This window comes from Streptomyces sp. NPDC006476 (assembly GCF_040612015.1).
Lineage (GTDB): Bacteria > Actinomycetota > Actinomycetes > Streptomycetales > Streptomycetaceae > Streptomyces > Streptomyces griseorubiginosus_B.
Genome location: NZ_JBEXPK010000037.1, coordinates 75,891 through 92,914, shown reverse-complemented (window position 1 = coordinate 92,914; position 17,024 = coordinate 75,891). Strand labels below are relative to the sequence as shown.

The window sequence follows — 17,024 nt, the reverse complement described above, 5'->3', positions numbered from 1 at the left end:
GGTTCAGGAAGGCCTCCGAGCAGAGATCGGGTACATCGGCAGCGAGCGCCGCACGGAGACGAAGAATCCGTAGGGCGGAGCTGAACGGCAGGTCACCGCCGTGGGCGAGTGGTCACACCCTCGCCGGCACCGGTCGCCTCTTCGTGTCGCTCGGGACCAGCCTCGGGAGTGAGTACGGCAGTGCGCCGTACCAGAGGCGGGCCACCGTGAAGCCGAAGGTCAGGCAGAGGATGCCGCCCACCGCGTCGAGCCAGAAGTGGTTGGCCGTGGCGACGATGACCATCAGGGTGGCCGCCGGGTACAGCAGGCCCAGGATGCGGACCCACGGGAGTCTGGCCAGGGCGAAGATCGTCAGGCCGCACCACAGGGACCAGCCGATGTGCATGGACGGCATCGCGGCGTACTGGTTGGACATGTGCTTGAGGTCGCCGGAGGCCATCGAACCCCAGGTCTGGTGGGCCGTGACCGTGTCGATGAAGGTGCTGCCGTTCATCAGGCGGGGCGGGGCGAGAGGGTAGAAGTAGTAGCCGACCAGGGCCACACCGGTGGTGGCGAAGAGCGCCAGTCGCGCCGCCGCGTAGCGGCCCGGGTGGCTGCGGTAGAGCCACACCAGGACGGACAGCGTGACGATGAAGTGCAGGGTGGCGTAGTAGTAGTTCATGCCGACGATCAGCCAAGTCACGGAGTTGACCGCATGGTTGACCGACTCCTCCACGGCGATGCCCAGGTGGTGCTCGGTCTTCCAGATCCAGTCGGCGTTGCGCAGGGCTTCGTTCCGCTGCTCCGGTACCGCGTTGCGGATGAGTGAGTACGTGTAGTAACTCACCCCGATCAGCAGGATCTCGAACCACAGGCGAGGTCTGCGCGGGGTGCGCAGTCGGCGCAGGAACCGCGGCCTGTCCGGGGCCGTGACAGGGTCCGGAACGGCCGTCTGATCACGGTCTTCCAGACTGGTCACGGTCGAGTCACCCATAGGCACAAAGTCTGCCAGAAATGCGTTCTGTCACCGATCATCCCCCGGTCTGGTCCGGGGCGCATGTTGTACAACAGACGGACGGGCGCGCCTACTCCCAGCGCACGGGGGAAAATCGCGGATTCTCCGCCCTAGGGACGATTCCGCTCCCCGGGCGCCGAGGCCGTCGAGCCCCGGACCACCAGTTCCGGCATGAAGACGAACTCGCTGTGCGGCGCGGGCGTACCGCCGATCTCCTCCAGCAACGTGCGCACCGCTGCCTGGCCCATCGCCGGCACCGGCTTGCGGATCGTGGTCAGGGGCGGGTCGGTGAAGGCGATCAGCGGGGAGTCGTCGAAGCCCACCACGGAGATGTCCCGCGGTACGTCGAAGCCGTGCTGGCGGGCCGCGCGGATGGCGCCGAGCGCCATCATGTCGCTCGCGCACACGATGGCCGTGCAGTCGCGGGCGATCAGCGCGGTGGTGGCGGCCTGGCCGCCCTCCAGGGTGTAGAGCGAGTGCTGGACGAGGTCGGTCTCCACCTTGTCCGCGGTCAGCCCGAGCTGGTCCTGCATCGCGCGGACGAAGCCCTCGATCTTGCGCTGCACCGGAACGAAACGCTTCGGGCCGAGGGCGAGGCCGATGCGGGTGTGGCCGAGGGAGACGAGGTGGGTGACCGCGAGGGTCATCGCCGCGCGGTCGTCGGGCGAGATGAAGGGGGCCTGCACCTTCGGCGAGAAGCCGTCCACCAGGACGTAGGGCACGCCGTGGGCGCGCAGGCGTTCGTAGCGCTCCATGTCGGCGGTGGTGTCGGCGTGCAGGCCGGAGACGTAGATGATGCCCGCCACGCCGCGGTCGACGAGCATCTCCGTCAGCTCGTCCTCGGTGGAGCCGCCGGGGGTCTGGGTGGCGAGCACCGGGGTGTAGCCCTGACGCGTCAGCGCCTGGCCGATCACCTGGGCCAGGGCCGGGAAGATGGGGTTCTCCAGCTCCGGGGTGATCAGGCCCACCAGGCCCTCGCTGCGTTGCCGCAGCCGTACGGGACGCTCGTAGCCGAGCACGTCCAGTGCGGCGAGCACGGACTGGCGGGTGGTGGCGGCGACGCCCGGCTTGCCGTTGAGGACGCGGCTGACGGTCGCTTCGCTCACCCCCGCCTGAGCGGCGATGTCGGCAAGCCGTGTGGTCACGGCACCGGACTGTACCGGCCGTATCGTCATCGCGGTCCCTCTGTTCTGGTCGGTGCACCTTGCCCCGCATGGGGATGATTCCCGTGCCGGAGCCGGATGGCAAGAGCTTGCAGAGTCTTGCACAACCCGGCTCCGGGCCGCTCAGGCGCACAGAAGCGCTTGTCGGCGGGTCTCGTCGCGGTTGATGAGGAGTCACGGCGAGGTAACTTCCGACGTCCCTTGCAGTTTTTTGCTGCAAGGTCTTTCGTCAAGCTTGCATCGCTGTTACGTTCCCTGACGCCCGGCCGCCGCGACGGCGCAGTCGGCAGTAACACGGGCTCACCCTCAAGGAGAACTCATGCGGCGTGGCATAGCGGCCACCGCGCTGGTGGCGTCCCTCGCCCTCGCGGCGACGGCCTGCGGCGGAAGCGACAGCGGGAGCGGCAAGTCGGACGGTCCGGTCACCATCACCTGGTGGGACACCTCCAACGCCACCAATGAGGCACCCACCTACAAGGCCCTGGTCAAGGAGTTCGAGGCCGCCAACAAGGGCATCAAGGTCAACTACGTCAACGTCCCCTTCGACCAGGCGCAGAACAAGTTCGACACCGCCGCCGGCTCCAAGGGCGCCCCGGACGTGCTGCGTTCCGAGGTCGGCTGGACCCCCGCCTTCGCCAAGAAGGGCTACTTCCTGCCGCTGGACGGCACCGAGGCCCTCGCCGACCAGGGCAAGTTCCAGCCCAACCTGGTCAAGCAGGCCCAGTACGAGGGCAAGACCTACGGCGTCCCGCTGGTCACCGACACCCTCGCCCTCGTCTACAACAAGGCCCTGTTCAAGCAGGCCGGCATCACCGACGCCCCCAAGACCTGGGACGAGCTGAAGGCGGACGCCGCGAAGGTCAAGGACAAGGCCAAGGTCGACGGCTACTGGGGCTCCACCCAGGCCTACTACGCGCAGACCTTCCTCTACGGCGAGGGCACCGACACCGTCGACGCCTCCGCCAAGAAGATCACCGTCAACTCGGACCCCGCGAAGAAGGCCTACGGCACCTGGCTGAGCCTCTTCTCCGGCAAGGGCCTGCACAAGGCGGACACCACCGCCGACGCCTACGCCCACATCCAGGACGCGTTCGTCAACGGCAAGGTCGCCGCGATCATCCAGGGCCCGTGGGAGATCACGAACTTCTACAAGGGCAGCGCCTTCAAGGACAAGTCCAACCTCGGCATCGCCACCGTCCCGGCCGGCTCCAGCGGCAAGGCGGGCGCCCCGACCGGCGGCCACAACCTGTCGGTGTACGCCGGTTCGGACTCCGCGCACCAGAAGGCGGCCCTGAAGTTCGTCAACTTCATGACCTCCGCGAAGTCCCAGACCGAGATCGCGCTGAAGAACTCCACGCTGCCGACGCGTGACGACGCCTACACCGCCGAGGTCAAGGCCGACCCGGGCATCGCCGGCTTCCAGACCGTCCTGCCCGCCGCCCAGCCGCGCCCCGCGCTGCCGGAGTACAGCTCCCTGTGGGGTCCGCTGGACACCGAGCTGCCGAAGATCGCCGGCGGCAAGGAGTCCCTGGACAAGGGTCTGAGCAACGCTGAGCTGGCCATCGCCAAGCTGGTGCCGGACTTCAGCAAGTAAGCCCCGCGTGGCCGCCGGATCCCTTGAACATGGGGGAGGGACCCGGCGGTCACCGGCCTGCGCGCCGTACTCCTTGATCCCCTCGAAGGTGCCGAGAACCATGACAGTCGTCGTCCAACGCCTCAAGCGCGGCTACCAGAAGCACTGGTACGCCTACGCGATGATCACCCCCGTGGCCGTCGTGCTCGGCGTCCTCGTGCTGTACCCCCTGGTGTACGGCCTGTATCTGACGCTCACCGACGCCAACAGCCTCAACACCGCGCGCACGATCGGCGTCAACCACATCGACGCCACGTACAAGTTCATCGGGCTCGACAACTACAAGGACATCCTGTTCGGCCCGACCTCCTACGACCGCTTCTGGTCGCACTTCATCTGGACGATCGTCTGGACGGCCCTGTGCGTCGCCCTGCACTACACGATCGGTCTCGGCCTCGCCCTGCTGCTCAACCAGAAGCTGCGCGGCCGCACCTTCTACCGGCTGGTCCTGATCCTGCCCTGGGCCGTGCCGACCTTCGTCACCGTCTTCGGCTGGCGGTTCATGCTCGCCGACGGCGGGATCATCAACTCCTTCCTGCACACGCTCCACCTGCCGACGCCGGACTGGCTGGAGGACACCTTCTGGCAGCGGTTCGCCGCCATCATGGTCAACACCTGGTGCGGTGTGCCGTTCATGATGGTCTCGCTGCTCGGCGGCCTGCAGTCCATCGACACCTCGCTGTACGAGGCCGCCGAGATGGACGGCGCGAGCGCCTGGCAGCGGTTCCGCTTCGTCACTCTTCCGGGTCTGAGGTCGGTCAGCTCCACCGTCGTACTCCTCGGCATCATCTGGACCTTCAACCAGTTCGCGGTGATCTTCCTGTTGTTCGGCAACACGGCCCCCGACGCGCAGATCCTCGTCACCTGGGCGTACTACCTCGGCTTCGGACAGCAGCCGCGCGACTTCGCACAGTCCGCCGCCTACGGCATGCTGCTGCTGGCCATCCTGATCGTCTTCACCTCGTTCTACCGCCGCTGGCTGAACCGCAACGAGCAGCAGCTCGCGATCTGAGGCAGGAGTTCGCATGAGTACGACCACCGTTGAGACCTCCGCCGAGGTGCGCGAGGCCCGCCCCGCACCGGCCGGCCGGCGCTTCCGGCGCCGCGGCGAGCAGAGCCTGCCCGGGAAGCTCGCCTCGCACGGTATTCTGATCGTCGCCAGCCTGATCGCGCTCTTCCCAATCGTCTGGCTGATCTTCCTCTCGCTCGGCCCGGACAAGGACGACTACCTCCATCCGGGCGGTATCTGGAAGAAGATGACGTTCACCAACTACTCGTTCGTGCTGCGGCACACCGAGTTCTTCGACTGGCTGAAGAGCTCGCTGATCGTCTCGCTGGGTACGACGGTCATCGGCGTGCTGATCGCGGCCACCACCGGGTACGCGGTCTCCCGGATGCGCTTTCCGGGCTACCGGAAGTTCATGTGGGTGCTTCTGCTCACCCAGATGTTCCCGGTGGCCGTACTCATGGTGCCGATGTACCAGATCCTCTCGGACCTCGAGCTCATCGACAGCTACCTTGGACTGATCCTGGTCTACTGCTCGACCGCGGTGCCGTACTGCGCCTGGCTGCTCAAGGGCTACTTCGACACCATCCCGTTCGAGATCGACGAGGCCGGACGCGTCGACGGGCTGACCCCCTTCGGCACGTTTGCGCGACTGATCCTGCCGCTCGCCAAGCCGGGCCTGGCGGTCGCGGCCTTCTACAGCTTCCTCACGGCCTTCGGTGAGGTCGCGTTCGCGTCGACGTTCATGCTGTCCGACACGAAGTACACGTTCGCGGTCGGTCTGCAGACCTTCGTCAGCGAGCACGACGCCCAGCGCAACCTGATGGCCGCGACCGCGGTGCTGATCGCGATACCGGTGTCCGCGTTCTTCTACCTCGTCCAGAAGAACCTGGTGACCGGCCTCACGGCCGGCGGCACGAAAGGCTGACCGCCGGTTGAGCCGCGACGGCCGGCTGTTGCGCGCCGCCTTCGTCGTGGCTGGTCGCGCAGTTCCCCACGCCCCTGTGGGGGGCTACGCCCCCATACCCCCTATACCCGAGACGGCCGCGGTGGCCATCCGACCCCGCTGTCACCGCGGCCGTCTCGTCCGCACCGCTGTACGCACACCTGACCCCATGACCCCGTTACGTACCAAGGACGCCATGAGCCAGCAGCACACCGCCATCGCCCCGGCACCGAACCCCGCCAAAGCCCAGCGCAGCGACTGGTGGCGGGACGCGGTGATCTACCAGGTCTATCCGCGCAGCTTCGCCGACAGCAACGGTGACGGCATGGGAGATCTGGAAGGCGTACGTTCCCGACTGCCGTACCTGCGCGATCTGGGCGTCGACGCCGTGTGGCTCAGCCCCTTCTACGCCTCCCCGCAGGCCGACGGCGGCTACGACGTCGCCGACTACCGGGCCGTCGACCCGATGTTCGGCAACCTGCTCGACGCGGACGCGCTGATCCGTGAGGCGCGGGAGCTGGGTCTGCGGATCATCGTCGACCTGGTGCCCAACCACTCCTCCGACCAGCACGAGTGGTTCAAGCGGGCGCTCCGGGAAGGCCCGGGCTCGCCCCTGCGCGACCGCTACCACTTCCGTCCCGGCAAGGGCGTGAACGGGGCACTCCCGCCCAACGACTGGGAGTCGATCTTCGGTGGCCCGGCCTGGACGCGGGTGACCGAGCCGGACGGCACCCCCGGCGAGTGGTATCTGCACCTCTTCGCCCCCGAGCAGCCCGACTTCAACTGGGAACACCCGGCCGTCGGCGACGAGTTCCGCTCCATCCTGCGCTTCTGGCTGGACATGGGCGTCGACGGCTTCCGCATCGACGTGGCCCACGGCCTCGTGAAGGCGGCGGGTCTGCCCGATCTCGGCTCCCACGACCAGGTCAAACTGCTGGGCAACGATGTCATGCCGTTCTTCGACCAGGACGGTGTGCACGAGATCTACCGCCAGTGGCGGCTGATCCTCGACGAGTACAGCGGTGAGCGGATCTTCGTCGCCGAGGCGTGGACCCCGACCGTCGAGCGCACCGCCCACTACGTCCGCTCCGACGAGCTCCACCAGGCCTTCAACTTCCAGTACCTGGCGACGGCCTGGGACGCGAGCGAACTGCGCGAGGTCATCGACCGCACGCTCGAGGCGATGCGTCCCGTCGGCGCCCCCGCCACCTGGGTCCTGTCCAACCACGACGTCACCCGGCACGCCACCCGCTTCGCCAACCCGCCCGGCCTCGGCACCCAGATCCGGCTGGCCGGCGACCGCGAACTCGGGCTGCGCAGGGCCAGGGCGGCCACGCTGCTCATGCTCGCGCTGCCCGGCTCGGCCTACGTCTACCAGGGCGAGGAGCTCGGCCTGCCGGACGTCGTCGACCTCCCGGACGAGGTGCGCCAGGACCCGGCGTACTTCCGGGGCGCCGGCCAGGACGGGTTCCGTGACGGCTGCCGGGTGCCGATCCCGTGGACGCGCACGGGATCGTCGTACGGCTTCGGCGGCGGCGGGAGTTGGCTGCCGCAGCCGGCCGGCTGGGGAGAGCTGAGCGTGGAGGCGCAGACGGGGACGCCGGGTTCGACGCTGGAGCTGTACCGCGCCGCCTTCGCCGTCCGCCGTGACCACCCCGACCTCGGCGCCGGTGACTCGGTGGAGTGGCTGCGCGCCCCAGAGGGCGTACTCGCCTTCCGGCGCGGGGAGTTCGTGTGCGTCGCCAACACCGGCGGCGAGTCGGTGACGACTCCGTCGTACGGCCGTGTCCTGCTGGCCAGCGGTGAGGTGACCGAGGCGGACGGCGAGACGAAGGTGCCGGCGGACACGACGGTGTGGTTCACGACGGACTGACAAACACCCCGGGCCGGTCAGAGCCGGGTCGCGGCCCTGACCAGCCCGGCGACGGCTCGGGAGCGGCTGTGCGGCGGCCAGGCGATGACGGTCGTGACCGCCGGCGCGTCCACCACCGGCACGGCCGCCAGGCCGTCCGGCAGCTGGGTCCGGCTCGACTCCGGCGCGATCCAGCAGGTGCGGCCGAGCGCGATCAGCTGGAGCAACTGGGCGTGGTCCCGGGCCTGTGGTCCGGGACCGTCCGGGTATGTTCCGTCGCGGTCGGGCCAGCGGGGCAGCGGCAGGTCGGGCAGCTCGGTGACCTCGGCCGTCCTTACCTCGGTCCGGGCGGCGAGGGGGTGTCCGGCCGGCAGGATCACCACCTGTTCCTCCGTGCGGAGCGCCTCGGTGTCGAAGCCGGAGGTGGAGTCGAACGGCAGATGCAGCAGCGCCACATCGGCCCGGCCGTCGCGCAGCATGCCCTCCTGCTCGCCGATCCCGCACAGCAGCAGATCGACGGCAACGGCGTCGGGTTCGGCCGCGTAGGCGTCGAGCAGTTTCGCCAGCAGCTCGCTGGAGGCGCCGGCCTTGGTGGCGAGGACCACGCCGGGGCGGCCGGTCGCCGCGAGCGCGGCGCGTCGGGTTCGGCGCTCTGCGGCCTCCACCGCGTCCAGCGCCGCCCGGGCCTCCCGCAACAGCACCGCACCGGCCTCGGTCAGGGTGACCGCACGGCTGGTCCGCTCCAGCAGCGCGGCCCCGAGGCGCCGTTCGAGCAGGCTGATCGCCCGTGACAGCGGGGGCTGCGCCATCCCGAGCCGCGCTGCGGCCCTGCCGAAGTGCAGCTCCTCCGCGACGGCGACGAAGTACCGCAGCTCACGCGTCTCCACACCGCCAGCGTACTCGGCCGCACCTGGATCGATACCCGGGCGGTATCGCCGCCCACCCGATCGGTGTTGGCCCGCGCCCATGGGGTTCGACCAGGATCGACGGTATGAACGAACAGACGATCGCGCTGGTGACCGGCGCGAACAAGGGCATCGGATACGAGATCGCGGCGGGCCTGGGCGCCCTGGGCTGGCAGCTCGGGGTCGGCGCCCGGGACGAGGAGCGGCGCGAGAGCGCCGTGGCGAAGCTGCGGGCGGCCGGCGTCGACGCGTTCGGGGTACCCCTCGACGTGACCGACGACGCGAGCGTGGCCGAGGCGGCGAAGCTGGTCGAGGACCGCGCCGGACGCCTGGACGTGCTGGTCAACAACGCGGGCATCACCGGCGGCATGGAGCAGTTGCCGACCACGGTCGACGTGGCGACGGTACGGGCGGCGGTGGAGACCAATGTGCTCGGCGTCATCCGCGTCACCAACGCGATGCTGCCGCTGCTGCGTCGCTCGCGGACGCCCCGGATCGTCAACATGTCCAGCAGCGTCGGCTCCCTCACCCGGCAGACCACGCCCGGTACCGAGGTGGGTCCGATCGCCGTCGCCTACGCGCCGTCGAAGACCTTCCTCAACGCGGTGACCGTGCAGTACGCCAAGGAGCTGAGCGACACGGACATCCTGATCAACGCGGCCTGTCCCGGCTACTGCGCGACCGACCTCAACGGCTTCCGGGGGGTCCGCACCCCGCAGCAGGGCGCGGCCGTCGCGATCCGGCTCGCCACCCTCCCCGACGGCGGCCCGAGCGGCGGCTTCTTCGAGGACGCGGGGGAGGTGCCCTGGTGACGTCACGGGGGCGCGATCACGGACGGTGCGATCGCGCCCCCAGGCCCGTCACTTCCAGGTGTCGTTCGTGGAGTACCCCGACGAACTGCCCGTCGTGAACGAGCGGTTGGTGCCGGACTCCCAGGTCACGTTCCCGGAGCCGTCCTTCTTGACGTACTTGTACGTGAAGGCCGTGCTCTTGGGGACGATCACCAGCTTGCTCCACGTCGGGTACGACTCCGACGACAACGGGATCGCGTCGCTCGTGTTCCAGGCGCCGAGGGAGGCGAGGGAGCCGACGACGTAGACGTTGGTGCCCCAGTCGGTCGTCGCCGTCTCGTGGAAGGTGACGTCGGTGGCGTCCGTGTCCGCCACGTTCCAGGAGTTGTTCAGGGAGACCGCCGAGGACGTGGCCGTGGCGGACCTGTTGGCGTTCGACTCCCAGGTGACGTTCCCCGAGCTGTCCTTCTTCAGGTACTTGAAGGTGAAGGACGTGTTGATCGGCACGCTCACCTCGCCCGACCAGACCGGGTAGCCGGTGGAGGACAGCGGGATCGCCTTCGAGGTGTCCCAGCCGCCGAGCGCCGGGACGGAGCCGACGACGTACACGCTCGTGCCGGACGTCGTGGGCGCGTACTCGTTGAAGGTGGCCTCGACCGTGGAGCCGGAGGAGCCGCCGGTGTCGTCGCAGCCGACCGTGCAGGTGTAGGAGGCGTTGTAGAAGGCGACCGCGCTCTTGGCGGGGACGGTGATCGAGGCGCTGCCGCCCGACACCGTCACCTTGCTCGCGCCGCCGTCGATCACGTTGGTGTACGTGCCGTCCGCCATGCCGGTGGCGAAGGTGTAAGTGGCCGATGACGAGCCGTTGTTGAGAGCGAAGAAACCCGCGCCGGAGCGGCCGAAGCCGATGACGTCGGAGGACTTGGTCTGCCAGTTGGAGACGGCCGCCTTGTCGGCCGCGTTGTGCCAGGCCACCATGCCGACCACCGCGGTGTCCCGGTCCAGGCAGTACCAGGAGCCGCTCGCGCAGTCCGTGTTCGTCACGAAGCCCGAGGAGTTCGGCGGGGCCTGGTCGCTCTGGGTCCACTCCCAGCCGGCGTACACGGTCGGCGTCGACCACTTGTAGGCCAGCTGGAAGAGATTGGCGAGCTTGTAGGTGTCGCCGTCCTTGTAGGACAGGTGCAGGCCGTTGCGCTCGGTGTCGTGGTTGGTCACGAACGACACCGAGTTCGCGGCCGGCAGGATGCCGCTGCTCCCGATCGACGCCAGGTCGCTGACGTTGCCCTGGAAGGCCGACTTCAGCTTGCTCGCGTAGGTGAAGTCGAGGACGTCACCGGAGGCGTAGTAATCCGCCGGCTGCGGGGTCGAGCCCGGGTAGACCTCCTGGAAGACGTACGGCGGCGTCCCGGACGTCGTGTTCGTCAGCTTCGACTCGATCGCCGCCAGGTCGGCCTCGGGGATGTGCTTGGCCGCGTCCACGCGGAAGCCGTCGACGCCCAGGGCGAGCTGGGAGTTGAGGTAGTCGGCGATGCCGGTGCGGACGTGGTCGGAGCCGGTCCGCAGGTCGGGCAGGCCGAGCAGTTCGCAGTTCTGGACCTGGGTGAGGTTGGAGTAGTCCTGGATGGTCAGGTCGGAGGTGGGGCAGTCCGAGGAGTCGTGGTAGTCGGCGCGGTCCCACTCCGGGGTGTCGTACTTGCTGCTGATCGTCGTGCCGTTGTAGCCGGTGCCGGTCTGGGCGGTGGTGTGGTTGATCACCGCGTCCGTGTAGACCTTGACGCCGGCCTTGTGGCAGGTGCTCACCATCGACGTGAACTTCGCCGCCGTCCCGAAGCGGCTGTTCAGGTCGTAGGAGTAGGGCTGGTAGACGTCCCACCAGTAGTAGCTGGACTGCTTGAGCGACTCCGCGGGGGGCGCGACCTGCACCGCGCCGTAGCCCGCGGGGCCCAGCACCTGGGTGCACTCGGAGGCGACGGAGTCCCAGTTCCATTCCCAGAGGTTGGCGATGACGTCGCCCTTGGCGGTGGTGTCCGCGTGCGCGTCGGCGGCGGGCAGCGCGACGGCGCCCGCGAGGGCCAGCGTGCCGGCGGCCACGGCAGTGGCCGTGCGCCGGAAGACACCTGGGGGGTGGTGTCTGTTCATGTGCGGCTCCGATGAGGGGTGTTTGGGTTTCAACCAGTGGTGAGAGTGGGGCAGTTGAGAAGGGCACGTCAAGATTGGCGTTGAAACTTCTTGCTACGAGTTTCACAACTCTTGCTGTAAACCTTTCGGCAGCGATACGGTCGCGCGGGGTCGGACCCAACAGAGCCGTCATCGCAAGGAGTTCCCGCCTGTGATACCGAGAGCGAGACGGGTCGCGGCCGTCACCGTCGTGGCCGTTGCCGCCGCCCTGATCCAGCCACTGGCCGCCCGGGCGGCCACCCCGCCCCCGCCGCCCTCCGACAAGAGGCTCGCCGCCGAGCCGGCCCGGCACGACGACACCCGCGATCAGTTCTACTTCGTCATGCCGGACCGTTTCGCCAACGGCGACACCGGCAACGACAAGGGCGGTCTGACCGGCTCACGCCTGTCCACCGGCTACGACCCCACCGACAAGGGGTTCTACCAGGGCGGCGACCTCAAGGGCCTGACCCGGCGCCTCGACTACATCAAGGGTCTGGGCACCACCGCCATCTGGATGGCCCCGATCTTCAAGAACAGGCCGGTGCAGGGCACGGGCAGCAACGCCTCGGCCGGCTACCACGGTTACTGGATCACCGACTTCACCCAGGTCGACCCGCACTTCGGCACGAACAAGGACCTCGAGACCCTGATCTCCAAGGCGCACGCCAAGGGCATGAAGGTCTTCTTCGACGTCATCACCAACCACACCGCCGATGTCGTCGACTACCGGGAGAAGTCCTACGACTACCTCTCCAAGGGCGCCTTCCCCTATCTGACCAAGGACGGACGGCCCTTCGACGACGCCGACTACGCGGACGGCAAGAAGGGGTTCCCGGCCGTCTCCGGCGCCTCCTTCCCGCGTACGCCCACGGTCACCAGCCGGTCCAAGGCCCCCTCCTGGCTCAACGACCCGACGATGTACCACAACCGCGGCGACTCGACCTTCGCCGGGGAGTCGGCGACCTACGGCGACTTCTCGGGCCTGGACGACCTGTGGACCGAGCGGCCCGAGGTCGTCAGCGGCATGGAGAAGATCTACGAGCGGTGGGTGCGGGACTTCGCCATCGACGGGTTCCGGATCGACACCGTCAAGAACGTGAACATGGAGTTCTGGACGCAGTGGGCGACCGCGCTGGACAAGTACGCGGCGGAGCACGGCCGTAAGAACTTCTTCATGTTCGGCGAGACCTACTCCGCCGACACCTCGGTCACCTCCCCGTACGTCACCCAGGGCCGACTCGACGCCACCCTGGACTTCCCCTTCCAGGACGCGGCCCGCGCCTACGCCTCCCAGGGCGGCAGCGCGCAAAAACTCGCGGGCGTCTTCGCGGACGACTACAAGTACACGACCGACAAGGCCAACGCCTACGAGCAGGTCACCTTCCTCGGCAACCACGACATGGGCCGGATCGGGTACTTCCTGAAGCAGGACAACCCGAAGGCCACGGACGCCGAGATCCTCAAGAAGGACGAACTCGCCAACGAGGTCATGTTCCTCAGCCGGGGCAACCCGGTCGTCTACTACGGCGACGAGCAGGGATTCACCGGCTCCGGCGGCGACAAGGACGCCCGCCAGACCATGTTCGCCTCCAAGGTCGCCGACTACCTCGACGACGACGAGATCGGCACCGACCGCACCGCCGCGAGCGACTCCTACGACACGAGCGCACCGCTGTACCGGCAGATCAGCGCGCTCGGCAAGCTGCGCAAGGACAACCCGGCCCTCGCCGACGGAGTGCAGACCCAGCGGTACGCGGCCGACGGCCCCGGCGTCTACGCCTTCTCGCGCACCGACGCCCGGACCGGCCAGGAGTACGTGGTCGCCCTCAACAACGCCGGCGAGGCGAAGTCGGCGACCTTCGCGACCGGTTCCGCCGGCATGAAGTTCCATGGCATCCACGGCACTGCGGACGACGTCACCTCCGGCGCCGACCGGCATGTCACCGTCACCGTCCCGGCCGGGTCGGCGATCGTCCTCAAGGCGGCCGGCAAGCTCGCCGAGCCGGCCGTGAAGCCCACCCTCACCCTCAAGGCCCCCGACGCCGGCGCCACCGGCACGGTGGAGCTGTCCGCCGACGTCACGGGCGGCGGGCTGAACCGGGTCGTCTTCGCCGCCCAGGTCGGCGACGGCGGCTGGCGGACGCTCGGCTCCGCCGACCACGCCCCGTACAAGGTCACCCAGACCATCGCCAAGGACGTCCCGGCCGGAACGCCCCTGCGGTACAAGGCGGTCGTCATCGACTCGGCCGGACACACCGCGTCCGCCACGGCCGCGTCCACCACCGGCAGCCCGCCCGCCCCGGAGATCCCCACCGCCTCCTCACGCGACTACGCGATCGTCCACTACAAGCGCACCGACGGCGACTACGACAACTGGGGTCTGTACGCCTGGGGCGACCTCGCCGACGGCGAGGCCACGACCTGGCCCGCGAGCCACCCCTTCGTCGGCCGGGACGCCTACGGGGCCTTCGCCTACGTCAAGCTGAAGCCGGGCGCCTCGAGCGTCGGGTTCCTCGTCATCGACAAGAACGGCGACAAGGACGTCTCCGCCGACCGCTCCATCGACGTCACCAAGACCGGTGAGGTGTGGATCGAGCAGGGCCAGGAGACCGTGCGGACCACCCGGCCCGACTACCCGGCGCAGGACAGGACCAAGGCGGTCATCCACTACCACCGCGCCGACGGGAACTACGACGGTTGGGGCCTGCACGTCTGGACCGGCGCCGCGAGCCCCACCGACTGGTCGAGCCCGCTGAAGCCGGTCAGGACCGACGCGTACGGCGCGGTCTTCGAGGTGCCCCTCACCGACGGTGCCACCATCCTGAGCTACATCATCCACAAGGGCGACGAGAAGGACCTGCCCGCCGACCAGTCCCTGGACCTCAAGGCGAACGGCTACGAGGTGTGGCTGCTCAACGGGCAGGAGAAGTACCTGCTGCCCCAGCCCACCGGCTCGGCGGCCGCGCTCGACCTGACCACCTCCAAGGCCGTCTGGATCGACCGCGACACCGTCGCCTTCAACGGCTCCGACGCGGCCGTCTCCACCCAGCTGCTGTACTCCCACGACGGCTCGATCGCCGTGAAGGACGGCACGCTCACGAGCGACGACGAGCGCTGGCTGCGGCTGGAGAGGACGACCCTCACCGACGCGCAGAAGGCCAGGTTCCCGTATCTGAAGGACTACACGGCCTGGTCCGTCGACCCGCGCGACCGCAGCCGGGTGCGCCAGGCCCTCGACGGGCAGCTCGTCGCCTCCCAACGGGCCGCGAACGGCGCCGTGTTGGCGGCGACAGGCGTCCAGATCGCCGGCGTGCTCGACGACCTGTACCCGGGTGCGACCAAGGCGGAGCTGGGTCCGACGTTCCCCAAGGGCCGCCCCACCCTTTCCGTCTGGGCGCCCGCCGCGCAGAGCGTGTCGCTGGAGCTGGGCGGCTCCCTCAAGGCGATGCGCCGCGACGACTCCACCGGCGTCTGGTCCGTCACCGGCCCCGCGTCCTGGAAGGGCAAGGAGTACCGGTACGTGGTGAAGGTGTGGGCGCCCAGCGTCCGCAAGGTCGTCACCAACAAGGTCACCGACCCCTACTCGGTCGCCCTCACCGCGGATTCCGAGCGCAGTCTCGTCGTCGACCTGGACGACAAGTCCCTTGCCCCGAGCGGCTGGTCGGACCTCGCCAAGCCCAAGGCCGTACCGCTGCGGGACGCCCAGATCCAGGAGCTGCACATCCGGGACTTCTCCGTCGCGGACAAGACCGTGCCGGCCAAGGACCAGGGCACCTATCTCGCCTTCACCGACAGCAACAGCGACGGATCGAGGCATCTGCGGGAGCTGGCCAGGTCCGGCACGTCCTACGTCCATCTGCTGCCCGCCTTCGACTTCGCCACCGTGCCGGAGAAGAAGGCCGACCAGGCGACCCCCGACTGCGACCTCGCCTCCTACCCGGCCGACTCCGACCAGCAGCAGGCCTGCGTGGCGAAGACGGCCGCCAAGGACGCCTACAACTGGGGCTACGACCCCTACCACTTCACCGTCCCGGAGGGCTCGTACGCCACCGACCCCAACGGCACCGGGCGCACCGTCGAGTTCCGCAAGATGGTCAAGGCGCTCAACCAGGACGGGCTGCGGGTCGTCATGGACGTCGTCTACAACCACACCTCCGCCGCCGGTGAGGCCGACACCAGCGTGCTCGACCAGATCGTGCCGGGCTACTACCAGCGGCTGCTCGCGGACGGCTCGGTCGCCAACAGCACCTGCTGCGCCAACACCGCACCCGAGAACGCCATGATGGGCAAGCTGGTCGTCGACTCGATCGTCACCTGGGCCAAGGAGTACAAGGTCGACGGCTTCCGCTTCGACCTCATGGGCCACCACCCCAAGGCCAACATCCTGGCCGTCAGGAAGGCCCTCGACGCGCTCACCCTCAAGAAGGACGGCGTCGACGGCAAGAAGATCATCCTGTACGGCGAGGGCTGGAACTTCGGCGAGGTCGCCGACGACGCCCGCTTCGTGCAGGCCACCCAGAAGAACATGGCCGGCACCGGCATCGCCACCTTCTCCGACCGCGCCCGGGACGCCGTCCGCGGCGGCGGCCCCTTCGACTCCGACCCCGGCGTCCAGGGCTTCGCCTCCGGTCTCTACACCGACCCCAACTCCTCCACCGCCAACGGCACTCCGGCCGAGCAGAAGGCCCGTCTGCTGCACTACCAGGACCTGATCAAGGTCGGTCTGTCCGGCGACCTCGCCGCCTACCGCTTCACCGACACCGACGGCAAGGAGGTCACCGGCGCCGAGGTCGACTACAACGGGCAGCCCGCCGGATACGCGGACGCGCCCGGCGACGCCCTCGCCTACACCGACGCCCACGACAACGAGTCCCTGTTCGACGCGCTGACGTACAAGCTGCCCTCGGGCACCTCCGCCGCCGACCGGGCCCGGACGCAGGTCCTGGCGATGGCGACGGCCACCCTCTCGCAGGGGCCGTCCCTGTCCCAGGCGGGCTCCGACCTGCTGCGCTCGAAGTCCCTGGACCGCAACTCCTTCGACAGCGGCGACTGGTTCAACGCGATCCACTGGAACTGCGCCGACGGCAACGGCTTCGGGCGGGGACTGCCCCCGGCGGCCGACAACCGGTCCAAGTGGCCCTACGCCAAGCCCCTGTTGGGCACGGTGAAGGTGGGGTGCGAGCAGATCGAGGGCGCCTCCTCCGCCTACCGCGACCTGCTGAGGATCCGTACGACGGACAGCGTGTTCTCGCTCGACACGGCCGGACAGGTGCAGTCGAAGCTGTCCTTCCCGCTGTCCGGGAAGGACGAGACACCCGGAGTGATCACCATGGAACTCGGTGATCTCGTTATCGTGTTCAACGCGACGCCGACCCGGCAGGAGCAGCGCGTCCAGGACCTGACAGGAATCTCTTACCGGCTGCACCCTGTGCAGGCGGCGGGCGCGGACTCTATCGTCAAGTCGTCGTCGTACGCGCGGAAATCGGGCACGTTCGTCGTTCCGGGGCGCACTGTCGCGGTGTTCTCCCGGACTGCCTGATATCGGCATAACCTTTGGTGGGACAGGCCCGTCAC

Annotated in this window: 10 protein-coding genes; 6 read left to right on the top strand and 4 right to left on the bottom strand. The window is 68.7% G+C overall.

From position 1 onward, the window contains the following. Positions 1–112: 112 nt before the first annotated feature. The gene (locus ABZZ74_RS33895; RefSeq protein ID WP_356771540.1) at positions 113–973 is read right to left on the bottom strand and encodes a phosphatase PAP2 family protein; all 861 of its coding nucleotides are present in this window, start codon (positions 971–973) and stop codon (positions 113–115) included. A gap of 131 nt (positions 974–1,104) precedes the next feature. Next, a complete protein-coding gene (locus ABZZ74_RS33890) occupies positions 1,105–2,139 on the bottom strand; it encodes a LacI family DNA-binding transcriptional regulator (RefSeq protein ID WP_356771538.1) in 1,035 nt (344 codons plus the stop codon). 337 nt (positions 2,140–2,476) lie between these two features. On the opposite strand from ABZZ74_RS33890, the gene ABZZ74_RS33885 reads away from it, so the two are divergent. From ABZZ74_RS33885 to ABZZ74_RS33870, 4 genes are all read left to right on the top strand, one after another. After that, a complete protein-coding gene (locus tag ABZZ74_RS33885; protein ID WP_356771536.1) occupies positions 2,477–3,751 on the top strand; it encodes an extracellular solute-binding protein in 1,275 nt (424 codons plus the stop codon). 100 nt (positions 3,752–3,851) lie between these two features. Next, positions 3,852–4,802, top strand: coding sequence for a sugar ABC transporter permease (locus ABZZ74_RS33880; protein WP_240870339.1), 951 nt, complete (start codon positions 3,852–3,854; stop codon positions 4,800–4,802). Between the two features lie 13 nt (positions 4,803–4,815). Then, a complete protein-coding gene (locus tag ABZZ74_RS33875; protein WP_356771534.1) occupies positions 4,816–5,724 on the top strand; it encodes an ABC transporter permease subunit in 909 nt (302 codons plus the stop codon). 214 nt (positions 5,725–5,938) lie between these two features. Then, positions 5,939–7,615: a glycoside hydrolase family 13 protein gene (locus tag ABZZ74_RS33870; protein WP_356771550.1), complete on the top strand. Its 1,677-nt coding sequence runs from the start codon at positions 5,939–5,941 to the stop codon at positions 7,613–7,615. 17 nt (positions 7,616–7,632) lie between these two features. Here the strand turns inward: ABZZ74_RS33870 and ABZZ74_RS33865 are convergent, their stop codons facing one another. Then, positions 7,633–8,481, bottom strand: a complete 849-nt coding sequence (locus ABZZ74_RS33865) for a LysR family transcriptional regulator (protein WP_356771532.1) — start codon at positions 8,479–8,481, stop codon at positions 7,633–7,635. Between the two features lie 104 nt (positions 8,482–8,585). Here ABZZ74_RS33865 and ABZZ74_RS33860 point away from each other — a divergent pair, with 104 nt between their 5' ends. Continuing rightward, positions 8,586–9,311: an SDR family oxidoreductase gene (locus tag ABZZ74_RS33860; protein ID WP_356771530.1), complete on the top strand. Its 726-nt coding sequence runs from the start codon at positions 8,586–8,588 to the stop codon at positions 9,309–9,311. A 48-nt stretch (positions 9,312–9,359) separates the two neighbouring features. Here ABZZ74_RS33860 and ABZZ74_RS33855 read toward each other — a convergent pair whose 3' ends face one another. Further along, positions 9,360–11,429 (bottom strand): carbohydrate-binding module family 20 domain-containing protein, encoded by a 2,070-nt coding sequence (locus ABZZ74_RS33855; RefSeq protein WP_356771528.1) that lies wholly within the window; start codon positions 11,427–11,429, stop codon positions 9,360–9,362. A gap of 190 nt (positions 11,430–11,619) precedes the next feature. On the opposite strand from ABZZ74_RS33855, the gene pulA reads away from it, so the two are divergent. Continuing rightward, entirely contained in the window at positions 11,620–16,989 is a 5,370-nt protein-coding gene (gene pulA / locus ABZZ74_RS33850) for a pullulanase-type alpha-1,6-glucosidase (protein WP_356771526.1), read from the top strand. The last annotated feature ends 35 nt before the right edge of the window (positions 16,990–17,024 follow it).